This is a genomic window from Sinomicrobium halophytocola (genome assembly GCF_052983395.1).
This window is the reverse complement of sequence record NZ_JBRKIT010000011.1, coordinates 320,749-341,215: the sequence shown is the minus strand read 5'-3', so window position 1 is coordinate 341,215 and position 20,467 is coordinate 320,749. Positions and strand designations below refer to the sequence as shown.

Sequence of the window (20,467 nt, the reverse complement as noted above, 5' to 3'; positions counted from 1 at the left end):
TTAAAATTTAAAGTTATAGGAAATAGAAGGGACAATACCGAAAATGGATAGCCTTACGGCTTCATTCCTGGCTGTTTCCTTGTCCTGCCTGAACGTAATTGAGGCGGCATTTCTTCTGTTGTACAGGTTATAAATTCCAAATACCCACTCGCTTTGCCAGCCTTTTGTTTTTTCCGGCTTGGGGATATAGGTGAAGGACAGGTCCAGGCGATGATACGAAGGAAGTGTTTCATCGTTTCTTCCACTGTAGCTGGGAAAGTTTACACCCTGGTATTGATAATATCCGTCCGGATAGGTGACGGGCTGGCCGGACTGTGCTATAAAGTTAAGTCCCAAGGTGAGTTTGGGATTAAAAGTATAGGAGCCGGTAAGCGAAACGTCGTGTGTTTTGTTGTATGGAGTGTTATACCACTCTCCTTGATTTATTCCGGTTTCCTGTGGCGTACGGGCAGGGGTTCTTTGCTCAGAATGGGAGAGGGTATAAGACAACCAGCCTTGTAACCTTCCTTTTTTCTTTCTGAGAAGGAATTCCAGTCCGTAAGCACGGGCTTCTCCGTTGAGGATTACCTGTTCTATGGCGTTGTTAGCAATCAGATCGGCACCGTCAATATAGTCGATACGATTTTTAATGGCTTTGTAGAAACCTTCTGTTTCGAGCGCATAGTTACCGTCTTTGAAATCGTGAAAGTAACCCAGTGCATACTGGTCCAGTAATTGGGGATCTATATATTTCCCGCTAGGAGCCCACACGTCCAGGGGAGTAGGAGAACTGGTGTTTGAAATAAGGTGCAGATATTGAGCCATCCGGTTATAGCTGGCTTTTACAGAGGTGTTGTTGTTTAGTTTATACGAGAGTGAAGCTCTGGGTTCGGGATAGGTGAAGGTTTTTATGAGTTCCTTTCTCGATTTGGTTTCCGTGCCGATAGGTTCCGCCTTTTCATAAATTCCGTAATCCGAATTAAAAACAACCGGATTGTCATTCTCGTAAAGGTTCATATCGGTTTGTCCCAGCCGATAAAAACTACTCAGCCGGAGACCGTATTGCAGGTTGAGCCTTTCTGAAATGGAATGTTCTATATCCAGGTAAATGGCGGTTTCCAGGGCATATTTATCATCCAGTTTCCTGTAATTGGCACCGGAGTTCTCGGCTGTTGGAGTAACTTCTCCAGGATTGAACTTATAGTATGCGCCGTTAACGCCGTAATAAAGTTTCAGGTTCTGATTAAGGTAGTGCTTAAAATCGTACTTAATATTGTAATTCTGTATCCCCGAGTCCCAATTAAATTGTACGAAATCCAATCTGAGACCATAGTAGTAATCGCTGTAGATCAAGGAGAGATTGGAGAATATTTTATCTGAAAAGATATGATTCCACCGGAAATTGATTATGGAATTGCCATAGGTATTTTTAAAACTGTTGCGGATACTTACAACATCTCTTCCGAAATACCCGGAAATAAAAATACTGTTATTGTCATTAAAACGGTAGCTGATTTTGGTATTCAGATCGTAAAAATATGCCACATTCTCGTTGTCCGTGAACTTCAGAAAGAGATGAGCATACGAACTACGACCGGCAACCAGGAAAGAGCCTTTGTCCTTTACTATGGGCCCTTCGGCGAGTAATCTGCTGGAGAGCGCTCCGATACCCCCGTTCATATGAAAACTCTTGCTGTTTCCGTCTTTCTGGAAGATATCCAGAACAGAGGAAACCCTTCCTCCATAGCGGGAAGGGATACCGCCTTTGTACAATTTGATGTCTTTGATGGCATCCGGATTAAACACGGAAAAAAAGCCATAGAGATGAGAAGAGTTGAAAATGGTCGCCTCATCGAGGAGAATAAGGTTCTGATCGGCTGCCCCCCCTCTTACATTAAACCCGGAAGCGGCTTCACCGGCATTGGTAACACCGGGAAGTAGCAGGATGGATTTCAGGATGTCGGTCTCCCCGAGTACAACCGGCATTTTTTTAATGGTATTCATAGACAACTCGTTTATGCTCATTTGAGGGGAACTGATATTCTCCAAGCCAGAGTTTTCAGTAACTACGACTTCGTCCAGTTGTTGAGAACTTTCACTTAACTGAAAATTGAGCCGTAAATCGGAGTGCAGATCTATTTCACGGGAGATCGTATAGAAACCCAAATAGCTTATTTGTACGGTGTGCTTGCCTTCGGGAAGGGTGAGGGAATAAAATCCGTATTCATTGGTAGACACTCCTATACCGGATTGTGCTACAATAATGTTCACACCAATAAGACTTTCGTTACTTCTTTTATCGGTTATGGTACCGCTAAGAGTATATTTTTCCTGCGCAAAGGAAACATAGTATACCAGAAATAAAGCAAAAAGCAGACTTTTCTTTATAAAGGTCATGGGGGGCTTTTTTGATAAATATAAAACTATCTTGCCGTAAAAATATTGTGCGAAAAGATTTTAACAAGTATAAAAAAGTACTGTTGCGTGATTCTCAGTTCAATCTTATTTTTATAATCATTTGTTTACTATTTACGTATTATTTTTCTTTATTTTTAAATCTTACAAGGTGAGGGTTCGGAGAAATTCGTTGAAAAGTAGTTGTGGATTACACATACAATATTTGATATCCCTGACCTTATGGAAAAATTAGAGTTTTTTTAATAAATTTTCAGGCATTATCTCTGTTTTTACCTCCGAGGTGAGGACATTCTTTGAGTTTCCCCGTACTTTCAAAGGGAACTTTGACCTTATTGTATTTATAGGTGGCAGCAAGTGTTTGTGTAAGATTACGATCTCCAACACTTATGTCAATATCATACATGGTAAACTGACAGGGATGTTCATAACCACAGGCATGCGTTACTTCGAGGAATTCTTTCCTGAAGGTATCGAAATACTGTTGTAGCCTGTCCGATTTGAGCGGGATATTTATACCGGATTGTAACCATTTATTTTGCGTAGCCACCCCGCTGGGGCAACGGTTAGTGTGGCACGACTGGGCTTGTATACAGCCAATACTCATCATAGCTTCGCGGGCAACGTTAATACAATCTGCTCCCATGGCAAATGCCATTGCCGCTTTAGCCGGGAATCCGAGTTTTCCGCTGGCCACAAATACAAGACGATCTGCAATATCCAGTTCTTTGAATATGCGGTAAACATCACTAAAACCGTAAACCCAGGGCAGGGAAACATGATCGGCAAAACTAGGCGGGGCTGCGCCTGTGCCTCCTTCACCACCGTCTATGGTGATGAAGTCCGGCCCTCTTCCGGTTTCTTTCATAAGTGAGGCGAGTTCGTGCCACTGGTCAAGTTTTCCTATAGCTGCTTTGATCCCTACCGGGAGACCGGTTTCTTCGGCAATTTCTTCAACAAAGTCAATCAGCCCTTTCACTGAAGAAAAAGCCGTATGATTTGCAGGAGAGAGTACATCTTTCCCTAAATCTACATGACGTATATCAGCTATTTCACGGGTGATCTTCTTTGCAGGGAGCACTCCACCTTTACCTGGTTTGGCTCCCTGGGAGAGTTTAATCTCTATAGCCTTGACGAACGAATTTTCCTCTGTGAGCTTTTTTAACTTTTTCATGGAAAAATTTCCTTCCTTATCGCGGACCCCGAAATATCCTGTGCCTACCTGGAACACCACATCAGCACCCATGGAATGGTAGGGGGAAAGTCCTCCTTCACCCGTATTGTGATAAGCACCTGCTTTTTTTGCCCCCAGGTTCATGGATTCTACCGCCTTTGCGGACAATGAACCGAAACTCATGGCCGATATATTGATAACAGAACCCGGGCGAAAAGGTTTTCTCCTGTTACTGTAAGCACCCATAACCTTGGCACAAGGGAGAAAATGCTTGTCAGTAGTGTTCGGATGTCCCTGCGGTATCTTGAAAGGGAGCATGGCATTGTTTATAAAAATATACTGATGGGAATAGATATCCTGGTCCGTTCCGAAACCTTCGTAGTTGTTTTCCTTTTTTGCCGAAGCGTATATCCAGCCCCGTTCCGTCCGGTTAAAGGGAAGTTCTTCACGGTTATTGGCTACAAGATACTGACGGAGTTCGGGGCCTATGCTTTCGAGAAAATAACGCAAGTGACCTACAATGGGAAAATTATGGCTGATAGTGTGTGATCTCTGAACAAAAATATCGCGTATGGCTACAAGGGCCAGGAAAATAAGTACCCATCCCCACCAGGGAATATTCCCGAGAAACAGTAACAATGTGTGCATAATAGAAAAAGTTCGGTTACCGGTTTGCCAAATACCACAAACCGGATTATTATATTCATTTATTGTCCTAAATAATCAAAAACAATTTGCGTAAAGGCCTTAACTCCCAGTATCATTCCACTTTCGTCTATGTAAAAATCGGGGGTGTGATGCTGTGTAGGGGCTTTATCTTTGGGTTTTCCTCCAAGAAAGAAGTAAAATCCCGGGATCTTTTCCTGGAAAAACGAAAAGTCTTCAGCTCCTGTTACAGCTTTAGTGAGTATGACATTTTCTTCACCTGCCGCTTTTTGAAGAGCAGGCAGGGTTTTTGTTGTGAGGTCCGGATCATTATAGGTTATCGGGATTCCCTTGGCGATCTTGATAGTAGCTTCTGCTTTATACGCTTTGGCAATGGTTGTTACCATTTCTTCCATCCTACTGTTCAATAGTTTTTGCATGTCGTAGTCCAGCGTGCGGATTGTCCCCAGCATTTCTGCGGTTTCAGGGATAATATTATGCCGTACTCCGCTGGTTATCTTACCTACGGTAATTACAGCGGCTTCATTGGTCAACTCCATTTCACGGCTGATAATGGACTGCAACCCATCTATGATCTTAGCGGATACGAATACGGGGTCTATCCCTGTCCATGGCGCGGAGCCGTGGGATTGTTCACCTTTTACATGGATTTCAAATTCCTGGGCGGCAGCCATGGTGCCACCGGGCTTATACGTGATTTGTCCCACATCGATCATAGAGCTTATATGAAGTCCGAAGATGGCTTCTACATCCGGATTTTTCAGAACCCCTTCACGTATCATAAGATCGGCACCTCCTTCTTCTCCCGGGGGCGGACCTTCTTCTGCAGGCTGGAAAATGAATTTCACGGTTCCGGCGAAGTCGTTATTCTTGGACAAGACTTCGGCAACACCCATCATTATAGCGATATGAGTATCATGTCCGCAGGCGTGCATGACACCTGTTTCCTTATCCAGGTACTCTGTTTGTACGGTAGATTTAAAGGGTACGTCCACCCGTTCGGTAACAGGCAGGGCATCAATATCGGCACGCAAGGCGATGACCTTCCCGGTTTTTTTTCCTTTGAGAATACCGACAACCCCGGTCTTAGCAATTCCGGTCTTTACTTCTATGCCCAGTCCTTTCAGGTGTTCTGCAATTTTTTTGGAGGTGTTTAATTCCCTGTTGGAAAGTTCGGGATTCTGGTGGAAGTGTCTTCGCCATTCAATGACTTTCGATTCTACATCGGCAATGTCCTTTTCCAGATTTTGCTGTGCAAAGCCTGTGAAGCAGCTACAGCACAACAATAGGGTCACGTAATTTTTTTTCATAATGATGAGAGTTAGTAAAGTTGTATAAGAAGTTTAAAGATATGAATTTTACAATGAATAAAATACCTGTTCCCGGAGATTTAGGTAAAGGTGGCCGCTAAAATTTGCAATGACACTTTTTTGTGTAAATTTGAAGTAAATATCCCTGTTGATGAGAGATGCCCTTCATAATATATACCGCAACCAATCGCTGATATACAAATCTTTTCTTTTTATCTGTGCTACAGCATTGGTTGTTTACCTGTTTCCTAAGGCCGGTAAGTTCAAATACGAATTCCAGAAGGGAAAACCGTGGCAATACGAAAACCTGTACGCCCCGTTTGATTTTCCGATATTGAAAACCGAAGAGGAAATCGAGAAAGAAAAAGAAGCGGTAAGGGCCGATTTTGTTCCGTATTACTCGTATAATGCCAATATAATTTCGACGGTAATAACCAATTATAAAACGGAATACCCTAAAGTCTTTCAAAATAAAAACCTCGAAAGGGCCGGGCAGGAATTCCTGACCAAAATCTATATTGATGGTGTGATTACGGATAATGAGCCCTTGCCGGACAGCAGGTTTATAAACTTGATTAAAGGCAATGAGGTAAGTACCCTGGCCAAAGATAAGCTCATTCGTATAGGAGAACTTGAAAAAGCGCTTTTTCACTACCTGGAGCAGCGAAAACTTTCTGCGTTCCGGGATGACTTTTATCATTTGTTCGGGAGTATTGTGCAGCCTAACGTAAGTCAGAACAAAGAACTGTCGGATAAGGCCCTGGAAGAAGAACTCAATAATATTTATACCACCAAAGGGACCGTGGAAAGGGGAAAACGGATCATCCTCAACGGCGAAGTGGTGGAAGGAGAAAAGTATGATGTCCTGCGTTCGCTGGAACGGGAATATGAATCGCATTTATGGAAAGGGACCAATTATTACTGGATACTTTTCGGATATATAATCCTGGTGATGCTCACCTTCGTGATGCTGTTCCTTTTTCTACGGAAGTACCGTCCCCATATTTTGCAGGATAACACCAAAGTAACGTTTATTTTCGTAAACATTATTGTTATGGTGTTTGTCACCACAATTGCGGTTAAATACGACGGGGCTTATGTATATGTGGTGCCACTGTGTATCCTACCCATTATACTGAAGGCTTTTTTTGACCCGAGGTTGGGGCTGTTCGTACATGTACTTACTGTGTTGCTCCTCGGTTTTATAGTACCCAACAGTTTCGAATATGTATTTCTGCAGATCATTGCAGGGATGGTCACTATACTTACGGTTTCCGAACTCTACAGGAGAGCTAATCTTTTTGTTTCAGTCGGGCAGATCACTTTGGTGTATATGATTACCTATTTTGCCTTTACAATAATACATGAGGGGAACCTGGATAATATATTATGGCTTAATTTCGGGCTTTTCGTGCTGAACGGTCTCGCGACACTTTTTGCACAGCCTTTGATCTACATCTACGAAAAGCTGTTCGGCCTGGTATCCGACGTATCCCTGTTAGAACTATCGGATACGAATTCCAGGCTTTTAAAGGAACTGTCCGATAAAGCTCCGGGTACTTTTCATCATTCCCTGCAGGTAGCCAACCTGGCAGAAGCGGCAGCAAATGAAGTGGGAGCAAATGCCATGCTGGTAAGGGTAGGGGCCATGTATCACGATATAGGGAAAATGAACAATGCCATTTACTTTACCGAAAACCAGACCACCGGGGTGAACCCTCACGATGAGATCAGTCCGGAAGAGAGTGTGAGGATCATTATTAACCACGTACTGGACGGTATAGAAATGGCAAGGAAAAATAACCTGCCGGACCGGATTATAGATTTTATCCGTACTCATCACGGTACATCTACGGTATATTACTTTTATAAAAAACAACTGGAAAATGATCCGGATACCAATATAGAAGATTACCGGTATCCCGGGCCTGTTCCTTTTTCCAAAGAAACATCCATAGTGATGATGTCGGATGCAGTAGAAGCTGCGTCAAAAAGCCTTAAAAACCCGAATTACGGGGCCATTAATGATTTTGTGGAAAAAATAATCAGCAAGCAAATAGAGGAGGGACAGTTTCTTAATGCTAATATTACTTTTAAAGAAATTGAGAGTGTAAAAAAGGTGTTGAAACAGAAACTGACCAATATTTATCACCTGAGGGTAGAATATCCGGAATAGTACGGACTTGATTTTGAAACCGGTATCAATTTTTTATAAAACTAAAATAAAAAAGTACCTAAAATAGTTGCGTTCTATAAGGTGAACCACTACATTTGCATCCGCAATTTAAGATTGCACGTTCTAATAAAGTAACGGAGAGGTGCCAGAGTGGTAATGGAGCAGATTGCTAATCTGTCGGCGGGAAACTGTCGCCAGGGTTCGAATCCCTGTCTCTCCGCTTCTTTTTAGTGTTTCGGGGTGTAGCGTAGCCCGGTCATCGCGCCTGGTTTGGGACCAGGAGGTCGCAGGTTCGAATCCTGCCACCCCGACTTGACGGGATTTCCTTGTGAAATCCCGTTTTTTTTTTGGATTTTTAGTAATTCTTTTTCATCCATTTTCAGTGTGTTATGCGCTAGTGTTGTGTAAGGCATCCTTTACCCTGATACCATTTATACCAATGGCACTGGAATCCACCCCGTCATACCTAAAGTTGATAACAATGACTTTTTGAGCCTTATTGCTTTCCAAAGTTTTAGAGTTATTAACATAACATTTCTGTTTTTCCAATAGTTTTTTTGTCCGGATCGGGAGCATCGAAGATTCGATCAACGATATTTTCGATACAATTTTATTGGTTGTCAATAGTAAATTGTGCTTCGAGGAGGTCATACAAAACAGCAAGGCCAACAGTCAGTTCACTTCGAACGACTTTACTCTTTACCAAGGTTTTATCGACAAACTGGGCCTGAACCTGAGCGAAAACCATATCGCCAATCGTATTGTTTATCTCAACGACAAGTACAGGTGGCGGAAGCTTCTGAAAAGGAAAATCGAGGAACTGAATGGTTTCCATTCAAACCTCATAAAGTTGGTTGCCCTTAAATGGGCCAAAGGCCAGCATTAAAGCTTCAAATGGGTGATAAAGAATAAATGATGAACAAAATTGCTATTGAATTGAACAAATATACAGGAGGCAAGTTTAATAATTATTTAACATTACACCGTCATATTAATAAAAATCGCATTGCAAAAATATGATTTTATTAAAAAATTAATAAGCGACCGATTATTCCGTCGATTTAATAATTGGTTTTCGGAATAATGAATACCGGGTATAATGTACTGACGATACGCGTACCGAAAACAATAAAGAAGAACATCGGGTAGAAGTTTCACCCTACCGAGGGCATTCTGGAGTTTCATTTTATAAAAAGAATGCGGGCAATGGTATAAACGAATTGAAATAACCAAAACCAACTTAAAAACCACCAATTATGAGAACAAACAAATACCGGCGGTATTATGCATCCCGTCTGTTGATAATCGCATCCCTGTTATTCGGGCTGGATGCCGTATCCCAGGAGGTCAGTATCTCCGGAAATGTGGTCACCAGAGATGACGGGCAGCCTCTTCCCGGTGTTAATGTGATCGTCAGAGGGACCACCAATGGCACCCAGACCGATTTTGACGGGAACTTCACTTTAAATAATGTTGCCGCAGATGCCACCCTTACCTTCAGTTATATAGGCTTTGAGACACAGGAAATCCCGATAGACAACCGATCCACAGTGAATGTTATCATGGCAATGAGCAATCAGGCTCTTGATGAAGTGGTTGTCATAGGGTATGGAGAACAGAAGAAAAAAACTTTAACCGGTTCCGTGTCCCAGGTTGAAGGAGAAGAAATAACAAGAGCCCCTGTTTCCACCATGTCAGAAGCATTAGTGGGAAAACTGTCCGGGGTGGCTACCAGGCAGGGGGACGGGCGCCCCGGAAATGGTACTGCGCTTCAGATCAGAAATATGGGGAGCCCTTTGTATGTTATAGACGGCGTTCCCCAGGGGGAGGGTCAATTTAATAACCTGAATCCCGGTGATATAGAGAGCATTAGTGTTTTAAAAGATGCCTCGGCCGCTATTTATGGTGTAAGGGCCTCTAATGGCGTGGTCCTGGTGACTACGAAATCAGGAAAAAACAATCAAAAAAATCAAATAAATATTCATTCTTATTACGGTTGGCAAAGTTTAACGCGTTTTCCACAACCTGCCAGTGCTGCAGATTATGTGCGGGCAAGTGCCGAAGCAGACATTAATCAGAATGGGACATCTAATTGGACACCCGAAGAAGTAGCTCTTTGGCAGGAGGGAACCCAGGAAGGCTATCGTGGATTTGACTGGTCGCGTTATATTCGGGAAAATGTGCCGCAGAAATTTATTCAGGCAAGTACGTCAGGAGGTTTCGAGAAAATTAATTATTATTTTTCTTTGAGCCATATTGACCAGGATGCGGTTTTTGATGGCTACAATTTTAACCGGACCAATCTCCAATCGAATGTAAGTGCAGAGATCACTGATAGATTGAAGGTGGGTATCCGGATTAATGGAAAAATAGAAGCGAGAGAGTTCCCCGGTGTCATCGGAGGAGATAAATACTGGCAGCCGCTTTGGGGAACTTTCAGGAACCTGCCCACTGAAAGACCTTACGCTAATGATAACCCCGACTATCCCAATACGACCACTACGATAACCACAAACAATGCTACCTTTGATCATGCGGGATATGAAGAGAGTAAATGGCGGTCCTTGCAGACCAACCTGAATCTGGTATATGATCTGCCGGTGAAGGGTTTAAAACTTACCGGTTTATTTTCCCATTTCTTTAATAATCAGTTGCAGGATAAATTTGAGTATAGTTTCGATACGTATACCTATAACGAGGCAGATGATATTTACGAAGTAACAGGAGGTAAAGGAAACCGATACCGAAGCCGTAGAAACCGGCATATCACAAATAATGTGCTCAGACTTATATTAAACTACGACCGGAATTTTGGCAAGCATAATCTTGCTGTTATGATTGGGGGGGAAGGGGAAGACCGCCTTGATAAAGATTTCGAAATTATTGCGGCACCGGCCACCAATCATATTGATTTAATCAGAGAACCCAATGAATTGCAAAATGTTCATGATAATATTTTTGAATCGGCCAGGGCCGGGTTTTTCGGCCGGATCAACTACAATTATAAAGAGAAGTATTTGCTGGAACTGGCAGCCCGGTATGATGGCGCCTGGAGATTCCCTCCGGATAATCGCTGGGGCTTTTTCCCATCTGTTTCCCTGGGTTGGACGATTACTGAAGAACCCTTTCTCCGGAATAGTAAAATTACCGGTGTATTGAATAATTTCAAACTTAGGGCTTCATACGGAGTTATGGGAGATGATGAAGTCGGGGTAGGCGCATTTGCTTATATGACAGGTTATAATTATGGTGCGGGAGATGCCGTATTGGATGGCCAACTCGTAACCGGCATAGTTCCGAGGGGGATGCCGGTAAGAACACTGTCCTGGATCGAATCGTCAATAGCAAATGTGGGGTTTGACTTTCGCATGTGGGGTGGAAAGCTGTCGGGCGATATGGATGTCTTCTATCGTAAAAGAACAGGGCTTCCCGGAAGCAGATACGATGTATTGATCCCTACAGAAACAGCCTTGAACCTGCCGCCGGAAAACCTTGGGGCAGATGCTATTAAAGGGATTGAAGGATCTTTACTTCACAGAAATACAATAGGGGGGATGACATATTCCGTGGGAGGGAACTTTACTTTGGCAAGAAGACGAAACCTTTACACTTATAAACCGCGGTTTGGAAACTCATGGGATCATTACCGGAATTCGAATGAAGATCGCTGGGCGGCGGTGCAATGGGGCCAGCATGTAATAGGCCAGTTTCAGTCACAGGAGGAGATTGCCAACCACCCTGTTGATATCGACGGAAAGAATAATACCACTGTTCTGCCCGGAGACTTCATTTATGAAGATGTAAATGATGATGGAGTGATCAATAACCTGGATACAAGGCCGGTAGGTTATGGAGGTGAACAGCTGCCTTATTTGACTTATGGTTTAAATGCTAAGGTTGCTTATAAAGGATTTGACTTCTCCGTGGCTCTTGCAGGAGGATCCATGCAGAGTCGCGGGCGTGGTGCAGAAACAAAAGTACCTTTTATGGGTAATGGAAATTCCCCCGAGCACTTATTTAATGACAGATGGCACAGGGAAGATATTTTTGACCCTGAAAGCGCTTGGGTATCTGGTACTTATCCCGCTTTGAGGAGGAGCCAGAATGCCCATAACAATACACCCTCAGATTTTTGGTTCAGAAATGTAACCTATTTGAGATTGAGAAACATTCAATTAGGCTATACCTTACCAAAGAGCCTTCTTAAAAAACTGAATATCCCTCAAATAAGGCTCTATGTAAACGGATTGAATCTTTACTCTTTTGATAATTTAAAAGATATAGGGCTTGATCCGGAGTCAAACAGACCAAATGGCCTCGATTATCCCCCCATGAAAGTTGTTAATGTAGGAGCTAATATAACCTTATAATGATCTGCTTTTTAAAAATAAAATATATGAAATGCCCATTAACGGATTTATCAAACCAACCGATATGATAATCGGGGCATTCCTCCCGACAACCATCGGGATGACCTTTGAAAAACAAATAAATATCAACTGATGAAAAATAGTATAAAATATATTGGAATGGTCATATTGGTTTTTACCATTAGTGGCTGTGAAGATTATCTGGATAAGGAACCCCAGGATATACTTCTGGATGAGCAGGTATGGAGTGATCCTGAACTGGCAACTTCTGTACTCGCAAATTTATACAACAGGCTTCAACCTTTTGCGGGCCTGGAAGGTTCCTGGGCTGATGTTACTGATACCGACCTTGCAATGTGGTCCGGCCAACCTATACAACAATGGAGAAATGAACGCCAGAATTTCCCTAATAATTTCAGAGAACAATGGCGATATGGTTTAATCCGGGATATCCAGATATTCCTGGAGAATGTAGAAGCGTCCCGGGAATTTACTGATGAAGAGAGGTCACGGCTATTGGCTGAAGGAAGGTTTATCAGGGCTTACGTGTATTTTCAGCATGTACGGAGTATGGGGGGAGTTCCTTTAGTGCTTCAAAGCTATACCTATACCGGACCTGATGGTGTAGAAGAAATGCAGATTCCGCGAAGCACTGAAGAAGAAGTTTATGATTTTATTTCTACGGAGATCGCGGAGATCAAAGATGACCTTCCTCAGACCGGGGAGAGCAAAACGAGAGCTAACAGGTGGACAGCATTGGCATTAAAATCACGGGCTATGTTGTATGCGGCTTCGATAGCAAAGTACAACAATCTTTTGGCCACTCCTATTGAAACGCCCGGGAGAGAAGTGGGAATAGCTGCTTCACGGGCCGAAGATTATTATACGCAATCTTTGGCAGCTTCGGAAGAGATTATACAGGGTGGACCGTTTGCCCTGTATAATGCCAATCCTGATAAAAAAGAGAATTTTTACGAACTTTTCACGAATAAGCAGGGAAATCCCGAGGTTATTTGGGCAAATGATTATACCCTCGAAGGTAAATACCACTCTTTTACCTTTGAAAATATTCCGCGTTCCATGCGGGAAAACCCCAATGGTTCCTCCGGTATTACACCTACGCTGCATTTGGTAGAAAGCTATGATTATCTCGATGGCAGTCCGGGGGTTCTGAATACCCGTACGGAGGATGGCGATTTTGTGTATTATGATAACCCGGAGGATATTTTTACAAATAAGGATGCCCGTCTGTGGGGTACGGTAATTTTTCCCGGCGCCGAATTCAGGGGGAATAAGGTCAGTATACAGGCTGGGGTGATGGTCTGGAATAATGATAGTGACAAATTTGAAATTGAAACATCTAACACCCTGGGAGATAAATACACAGACGGGGGGCTGTTGGTAGGAGCTGATGGCCCTATAGGAACAACGCCTTTCGCAACGAATACAGGTTTCTATTCACGTAAATATCTGGACTCCAGAGCAGGTTCCGGCGTGCCCAATGAAGGTAGTGATGTTTGGTGGATTCGGTTTAGGCTTGGCGAAATTTTACTTAACGCAACCGAGGCGTCTTTCGAATTAAACCGGGAAGGCCCGGCACTTACTTATATAAATCAGCTAAGAGAAAGAGCCGGCTTTGGTTCTAACAGTCTGGGAGTTGATGACTTGGATATAGAAAAGATTCGTCAGGAACGGATGGTAGAATTAGCATTGGAGGGGCATCGCTGGTGGGATTTGAAGCGTTGGAGAATAGCACATGAACTTTACGACGGAGATTCCGGATCGCCTATAGCCATGGCAAATGCCTTATGGCCTTACCGTGTTGTAGATCCTGAAAACCCTGAACGTAACGGGAAATATGTATTTGAAAAAAGAGTAGCTCCCCGTTTTAATCAGCCACTTTTCTTTCAGATGAGCAACTATTACTCCGCAATCCCACAAGGAGCTTTGAATGCTAACCCTTTACTTGTCAGAAACCCGTTTCATTAGAAACTTAATGATTATGAAATGCCCATAAAAAATAAACAGATGAAAAGAATTATAGTATTTATCACAATTTTATTGGGGTTATCATCCTGTGAGTATGATAATTATGACCCTCCACAATCCGAATTAACAGGGAGACTCCTTTATGAAGGAGGTCCGATAGGTGTAAGACAGGGTATAAATATTTTTCAGTTATACGAACCTGGTTGGGAAAACTTTGAGCCTATAGGGCTAAACGTAAAACAGGACGGTACTTTTTCCGCACGTCTTTTTGACGGTGATTATCAACTTGTGCTGATAAATGGAAATGGTCCCTGGGTAAATCAATCGGATACTATTGATATCCATGTTAATGGAAATCGGGAGTTGGATGTAACTGTAAATCCTTTTTTTATGATCCGGAATGAAAATTTTGAAATTGAAGGTTCCGCTCTAAAGGTTACTTTTGATATAGAACAGGTTGTTGAGGCTACGGACTTACAGTTCGTATCACTTTATATTGGTGAAACAATGTTAGTTGACAACCAATTCAATGCAAATGAAGAAAGACTACCTTCGGGAAGTATTGAAGATATAAATGAAACTATCAGTCTGGAAATGGATATATCCGGAATAGATCAGGAGTTTCTCTTCGCAAGAATCGGAATAAAAACGCAAGGAAATCCGGAACTGATCTTTTCTCAGGTGGAAAAGATAACTCTTTAAAGGTTAAGAAAAGTAACATTTAGACAGTCTCTTAGAAGGTATTCTTAGGAGGAAAATGAGAAAAACCGGTATTCCGGAAGCGTTGGATGAGAGCGCTGAAAGAGCAAAGTGTAAAAGGATTGGAAGTGTAAAATTATAGCATTATGAAATTCAAATTAAGTATATCTCTTGTATTAACATGTCTGTTGGCACAGGCTGTTTTCTCCCAGGACGGGCCGTCAAAACCAAATATTCTTTTTATTTTGGTTGATGATCTCAAGCCTAATCTGGGTGTATATGGCGATACCACGGCCCAAAGCCCCAATATCGATAAACTTGCCGGGGAAGGGATGGTATTTGAACAAGCCTATAGCAACCAGGCGGTATGCGCCCCTTCACGGTATAATATCATGCTGGGGTCCAGGTCTACAAGTACAGGTTTGTACAGCTTTGGGACCGGGTTCCGGGATGTTATACCCGATGCTGTGACCCTGCCGCAATATTTTAAGAACTCAGGGTATCACACCGAATCTATGGGCAAGGTGTACCATATTGGGCATGGCAACACCAATGATGAGGCCTCCTGGAGCATTCCTCACTTTAAGGAAAAAGTGATCGAATATGTAGACCCGGAAAGTACCCATCGTAGACTCACCCGGGAGGAAGCTTTTTTTGAAAATACCCGGATGTACCTTGAAGAAACCCCTGCCAATCACGAATTGCCGCGCGGGGCTGCCTGGGAGGCTCCGGATGTTTTAGACGATGCCTATGCCGACGGGCGGGTGGCCAATCATGCCATTGACCGTTTACGGAAGTTGAAGAATAAGCCCGACCAGCCCTTTTTTATGGCCGTAGGCTTTGCCCGGCCCCATTTGCCGTTTAGCGTTCCGAAGAAATACTGGGACTTGTACGATCCTGAGCATTTACCAATGCCGGAATATGAAAAAGCCCCTGAAGGTTCCCCCGGCTTTACCGGGAAACGGGACCATGAAATGGCAAATTACTTCCCTGTCCCTGTGGGCAAGGATGTGTATGATGATGATTTAAAGCGAAAATTGATCCACGGGTACTATGCCAGTATAAGTTATATGGATGCCCAATTGGGAAAAGTGATAGATGAACTGAAGAGATTAGAACTTGATGAGAATACCATCATAGTGCTTTGGGGTGATCACGGCTGGCACCTGGGCGATCATGCCATTTGGACCAAACATACCAATTTTGAGCAGGCCAATCGTATTCCCATGATCTTTAAAGTGCCGGGAGTAACCGGGCCCGGCAGTTCAACAAAACAGTTTGCCGAGTCTGTGGATGTTTATCCTACCCTGGCCAGTCTGGCCGGACTGGATAGGCCCACCGGCCCGCAACCCATTGATGGGATTGATCTCAGTCCGGTATTAAAAGACGGTTCCAAAGAAATAAAGGACCACGCTTATCACACTTTTCCCATGGGCGGGTATTTAGGAGAAGCTATACGTACAGACCGTTACAGGATGATCAGGTGGACGCCGATGCGGGATCATGGTAAAGAAGTGCTTTATGAGTTGTATGACTATGATAACGACCCGAAGGAGACTAAAAATATCGCTTCGGAAAAGCCAAATATAGTTTCAGAACTGACAGAAATACTCGAAAAATACCCTGAAGCGAAGAAGAGAATATAAGGGATAATTATATACTATAAATCATTTTAAACATGCTCTAAAAAACAAATTAAAATAAAACGCGTAAACAGTCTTTTAATAATTAGCTTCCTGTTGTTCCGTATATTTTTAAATGATAATGCGTTGTTCACATTTCAAATAACTTGTAGGATGACAATAAAATATAATGGTTTTGTGGTTCTTATAATGATGGCTTTCCTTTCCTGCAAATCAGAAAGAGAAGGAGAAATCAAAACACCGGCTAAAAAGCCCAATATAGTATTGATTATGGCAGACGATATGGGCTTTTCCGATATTGCCTCTTATGGAGGGGAGGTAGAAACCCCTAATCTGGATGCCCTGGCGGGGGGTGGCGTGCGCTATACTCAATTTTACAACAATGCCCGTTGCTGTCCTACCCGGGCATCTTTAATGACCGGGCTCTACCCGCATCAGGCGGGAATGGGCTGGATGACCACGGCAGATATGGGCGCCCCTGAATACCAGGGTGAGCTTAATAATAAAAGTGTGACCATTGCAGAAGTTTTACAAACGGCAGGTTATCACACTTATATGTCCGGAAAATGGCATTTAAGTCGTGTAAGAAATATTAAGGCCGGAATTAAAGACAATTGGCCGAGCCAACGGGGCTTTGACCGCTTTTTTGGAATTGTGGATGGCGCCTCCAATTATTTCACTCCGAATGTTTATAGCGATAATAAAAGGTATAGAGCACCCGGTGCGGGAGAAAATTTTTATTTCACCCATGCCGTAAGTGACAGTACTGTAATGTTTATGGATAAACATTTTTCTTCTGAAAATAAAAATCCTGTGTTTATGTATGTGGCCTATACTGCACCGCACTGGCCGCTTCATGCCCTCGAAAAGGACATCGAAAAGTACGAGAACATTTACAATATGGGGTGGGACCGGCTTCGCGAACAAAGGCTTGAAAAACAAAAGGAATTAGGAATTTTTGATGCTTCTGTCGAATTATCGGGGCGCGATCCGATAATTCCCGCCTGGGAAGAGCTGCCTGAAGAAAAACAGGAAGAATTCGCAAAGCGGATGGCCATTTATGCAGCGCAGATAGATGCTATGGACCAGGGCATAGGAAGGATAGTCGATAAACTAAAAGGACTCGGGGAACTCGATAATACCTTACTGATGTTCTTATCAGACAATGGAGCCTGTGCAGAATATATCAGCGGGAGGCCGGGCAAGAAGGTAACCGGGAAAGCCGATACCTGGGAAAGTTATCGGATCCATTGGGCCAATGGCGGGAGTACCCCGTATAAGGAATATAAACACTGGATCCATGAAGGAGGCATAGCCACGCCGTTTATTGTTCATTGGCCCGGAGGGATAGACAAGAAATTAAACGGGAAATATATCAGGGAGCCGGGACATATTATGGATATCATGGCTACTGCCATAGCAGTGTCAGGGGCAAAATATCCTGAAAAGTACAAAGGTAATGATATAGTCCCGTTGGAGGGTGAAAGTTTATTACCCCATTTTTCCGGGAGTAAAACGAATAGGGGGCCTATCTTCTGGGAACACGAATCTAATATAGGAATGCGGGATGGTCACTGGAAATTAGTGGCGAAAACAGAAGAAAACACAGAATTTGATCCTGATAATTTGGAACTATACAATATCGAAGATGATCCGGTTGAACTTCATAACCTTGCTGAAAAAGAGCCCGGACGTTTAAAAAAGATGTTTAAAAAATGGCAGGAATGGGCCGATAAGGTAAATGTGGTTTACGATACCCGTGATTATGGCCAGAAGACCAGGGCATATTCAAGGGTAATTAACGGAGAGTTTGAAAATGAGTTTGCGGGCTGGCAATTTGAGGCTCGTTCAAATGATGATGTATTTCAAATTGATTCTTCAGGTGTTATCTCAGGAAAGAATTCGGCAGGGATAAACGGGAAGGGAACCATGTTCTGGCCATTTTTTGCAAAAAAAGGTGAAAAGTTTAACATCTCCTATAAAGCTAAAGCCGGTATAAAAACCACCATAAAGGTCAGGTTCGAGTCTGTTTCGGGTAAAACCGGATATTATTCTGAATTAATAACATTGAATAAAGATATCAATACATTTAATTTCAATACACCGAAGATGCCTGCTCCCGGCAGGTATCGGCTTATTTTTGAGTTTCAGGATACCCAAAACAAAATATGGATTGATAATGTACAGTTAGAACTGGTGGAGTAAATTTTCAAAACTCCTGTGCCTGGTGTGTTCCACTTAGCACTGGTTTTTAAGTTCATCATTTACAGTCTCAATTATCGTCCCTTTTCTAAGCATGACCTTGTCCTTCAGGTATTATTGTTTAATAAGGGAGTTGGAAATCAAACCCTTAAGTCACTATAAATACACAAAAAATTCTGATTTATGCCCCGAGGATGTTAACCAAAATCGACATTTGCTATTCCGGATAATCCTCTATATTCCATTCTTTCGGGGCTTTAAACCCTTTTTTACCGTCCTGGTAGGGAGGGACTTCCTGTTTGGATTCAATGGTGTCATAATTATTCGCGGTTTTCTTTAATCTTTCGAAAATCCCTGAATGTTTTTCTTTTATATTCGTGGTCTCCCCGGGGTCTTCCTGCATATTGAACAGCATATTTTCGTTTACTCTCATACTGGGGTTCCTGCTATTCTTTTTCACTAATTTCCATTTCGTATTGACAATTGCTCCATATCCAAGATAAAAGTCCCGTTCCATGCGCTGTTTTTTACCCGTTAAAACCGGGAGCATATTTACCCCGTCCAAAGTTTTTTCAGGTTTGGTTCTTATCCCGGCTATTTCTTTTAAAGTAGGTAATACATCAATGTATCCCATTACCTGGTCAACTGTTCGTCCTCCTTCAAAACCATTGGGCCATTTCATTACCGCAGGTACTCTCACTCCCCCATCCCATTCCTGGAATTTATGTCCCCTAAGGCCGGCAGTAGTGCCTCCTTCATTGGGTGCCGGGCCATTATCGCTTAAAAACAGAACCAGGGTATTATTTTCAATCCCCAGTTTTTTGAGAGTCTTCATAATTTTCCCGATGCCCTGGTCCATACTGGTTACCATGGCCGAATAGGTCTGCCTACGCGTATTCCCACGTCCTATTTCCCCATATCCTTTCTTTTTGCTAAAAAGAGGTTTTTCCGCTTCAAATCCATACTTCAACAAATCTTCCTTTTTTGCCTGCAAAGGGCCGTGAGGGGCATTATAGGCTATATATAAAAAAAACGGGGATTCACCGGAATAGTCCTGAATGGATTTAACAGCTTCTTCAGTAATTAAATCTGTAGCATAACCTTTATCGTAAGAAGTTTCAAAATCATTGTGCCAATCCAACTCCCCTTCCCGCTTATGTGTAAAATAGTCTATAGCTCCGTTATAGTGACCATAGAAATGGGTGAACCCGCGTTTTAAAGGATGATAATATTGGCGGGAATGCCCCAGGTGCCATTTCCCAAAGGCCGCCCGGTTTTTATAGCCTGCCTTGGCCAATATTTCAGGTAAAAAAACCTCTGTGGTGTCTACCCCAAAATCCCTCCAGGGAGGGATCACGGTTTCTCTAAGTCCAAAACGATCAGGATATCGTCCCGTCATAAGCCCAGCCCTTGTGGGAGAGCAAACCGGCGCCACATAAAATCTATTCAGAACAATCCCTTCTCTTGACAAGCTGTCAATATTCGGGGTTTTAATATCACTCCCGTGGTATCCTACATCACCATTTCCAAGATCATCGGCCATAATTATAATAATATTAGGCTTCTCATCCTGTAACCTGTTTTGTTCCTTCTTCTCAGTTTTACAAGAGAGGAAAGCTATTATTGCAAAAAATAATGAATAATGTTTTTTTATTTTCATATACCTGACCTATTGAATATTTTCTATGCTATCGGTAACCCAATCCCGTAATTTTTGAATACAACTTCTCCTTATCTGTAATATTACTAAAATTCTATTATAGTTCCCGGCACAATTGGTTTCAAAAGGCCCGGGTATTTATAGAGGTATCGTATTTTTCTCCGTGGATAATTTTGTTTCTTAC

Annotated in this window: 11 protein-coding genes and 2 tRNA genes; 9 read left to right on the top strand and 4 right to left on the bottom strand. The window is 42.7% G+C overall.

Features of this window, described 5'->3' with window-relative positions:
- From ACVBDY_RS03420 to ACVBDY_RS03410, 3 genes are all read right to left on the bottom strand, one after another.
- A complete protein-coding gene (locus ACVBDY_RS03420) occupies positions 1-2,376 on the bottom strand; it encodes a TonB-dependent receptor (protein WP_447174065.1) in 2,376 nt (791 codons plus the stop codon).
- Between the two features lie 271 nt (positions 2,377-2,647).
- Positions 2,648-4,216 (bottom strand): FMN-binding glutamate synthase family protein, encoded by a 1,569-nt coding sequence (locus ACVBDY_RS03415; RefSeq protein ID WP_447174064.1) that lies wholly within the window; start codon positions 4,214-4,216, stop codon positions 2,648-2,650.
- A 59-nt stretch (positions 4,217-4,275) separates the two neighbouring features.
- Positions 4,276-5,544 carry an amidohydrolase gene (locus tag ACVBDY_RS03410; RefSeq protein WP_447174063.1) on the bottom strand — a complete coding sequence of 423 codons (1,269 nt, stop codon included), beginning with the start codon at positions 5,542-5,544 and terminating at the stop codon, positions 4,276-4,278.
- A 151-nt stretch (positions 5,545-5,695) separates the two neighbouring features.
- Between ACVBDY_RS03410 and ACVBDY_RS03405 the strand changes: the two genes are divergently transcribed.
- The 9 genes from ACVBDY_RS03405 (at position 5,696) to ACVBDY_RS03365 (ending at position 18,626) form a co-directional block, all read left to right on the top strand.
- The gene (locus ACVBDY_RS03405; RefSeq protein ID WP_447174062.1) at positions 5,696-7,720 is read left to right on the top strand and encodes an HD family phosphohydrolase; all 2,025 of its coding nucleotides are present in this window, start codon (positions 5,696-5,698) and stop codon (positions 7,718-7,720) included.
- A 136-nt stretch (positions 7,721-7,856) separates the two neighbouring features.
- A tRNA-Ser gene (locus ACVBDY_RS03400) sits at positions 7,857-7,940 on the top strand.
- A 16-nt stretch (positions 7,941-7,956) separates the two neighbouring features.
- A tRNA-Pro gene (locus tag ACVBDY_RS03395) sits at positions 7,957-8,031 on the top strand.
- 302 nt (positions 8,032-8,333) lie between these two features.
- Complete coding sequence (locus ACVBDY_RS03390) at positions 8,334-8,606, top strand: hypothetical protein (protein WP_447174061.1); 273 nt, start codon at positions 8,334-8,336, stop codon at positions 8,604-8,606.
- A 370-nt stretch (positions 8,607-8,976) separates the two neighbouring features.
- A complete protein-coding gene (locus ACVBDY_RS03385; protein WP_447174060.1) occupies positions 8,977-12,090 on the top strand; it encodes a SusC/RagA family TonB-linked outer membrane protein in 3,114 nt (1,037 codons plus the stop codon).
- 132 nt (positions 12,091-12,222) lie between these two features.
- Positions 12,223-14,079, top strand: a complete 1,857-nt coding sequence (locus ACVBDY_RS03380) for a RagB/SusD family nutrient uptake outer membrane protein (protein WP_447174059.1) — start codon at positions 12,223-12,225, stop codon at positions 14,077-14,079.
- Positions 14,080-14,118: 39 nt separating this feature from the next.
- Positions 14,119-14,781: a DUF3823 domain-containing protein gene (locus ACVBDY_RS03375; RefSeq protein ID WP_447174058.1), complete on the top strand. Its 663-nt coding sequence runs from the start codon at positions 14,119-14,121 to the stop codon at positions 14,779-14,781.
- A gap of 143 nt (positions 14,782-14,924) precedes the next feature.
- Complete coding sequence (locus ACVBDY_RS03370) at positions 14,925-16,424, top strand: sulfatase (protein ID WP_447174057.1); 1,500 nt, start codon at positions 14,925-14,927, stop codon at positions 16,422-16,424.
- Positions 16,425-16,574: 150 nt separating this feature from the next.
- Entirely contained in the window at positions 16,575-18,626 is a 2,052-nt protein-coding gene (locus ACVBDY_RS03365; RefSeq protein WP_447174056.1) for an arylsulfatase, read from the top strand.
- Positions 18,627-18,840: 214 nt separating this feature from the next.
- Here ACVBDY_RS03365 and ACVBDY_RS03360 read toward each other — a convergent pair whose 3' ends face one another.
- Positions 18,841-20,283, bottom strand: coding sequence for a sulfatase-like hydrolase/transferase (locus ACVBDY_RS03360; protein ID WP_447174055.1), 1,443 nt, complete (start codon positions 20,281-20,283; stop codon positions 18,841-18,843).
- Positions 20,284-20,467 lie beyond the last annotated feature (184 nt).

Excerpts from the sequence above, each read along its gene's own strand:
- ACVBDY_RS03370 (WP_447174057.1), top strand. The coding sequence starts at position 14,925 with ATGAAATTCAAATTAAGTATATCTCTTGTATTAACATGTCTGTTGGCA.
- ACVBDY_RS03380 (WP_447174059.1), top strand. The coding sequence starts at position 12,223 with ATGAAAAATAGTATAAAATATATTGGAATGGTCATATTGGTTTTTACC.
- ACVBDY_RS03405 (WP_447174062.1), top strand. The coding sequence starts at position 5,696 with ATGAGAGATGCCCTTCATAATATATACCGCAACCAATCGCTGATATAC.
- ACVBDY_RS03365 (WP_447174056.1), top strand. The coding sequence starts at position 16,575 with ATGACAATAAAATATAATGGTTTTGTGGTTCTTATAATGATGGCTTTC.
- ACVBDY_RS03385 (WP_447174060.1), top strand. The coding sequence starts at position 8,977 with ATGAGAACAAACAAATACCGGCGGTATTATGCATCCCGTCTGTTGATA.
- ACVBDY_RS03410 (WP_447174063.1), bottom strand. The coding sequence starts at position 5,544 with ATGAAAAAAAATTACGTGACCCTATTGTTGTGCTGTAGCTGCTTCACA.
- ACVBDY_RS03420 (WP_447174065.1), bottom strand. The coding sequence starts at position 2,376 with ATGACCTTTATAAAGAAAAGTCTGCTTTTTGCTTTATTTCTGGTATAC.
- ACVBDY_RS03360 (WP_447174055.1), bottom strand. The coding sequence starts at position 20,283 with ATGAAAATAAAAAAACATTATTCATTATTTTTTGCAATAATAGCTTTC.
- ACVBDY_RS03375 (WP_447174058.1), top strand. The coding sequence starts at position 14,119 with ATGAAAAGAATTATAGTATTTATCACAATTTTATTGGGGTTATCATCC.
- ACVBDY_RS03415 (WP_447174064.1), bottom strand. The coding sequence starts at position 4,216 with ATGCACACATTGTTACTGTTTCTCGGGAATATTCCCTGGTGGGGATGG.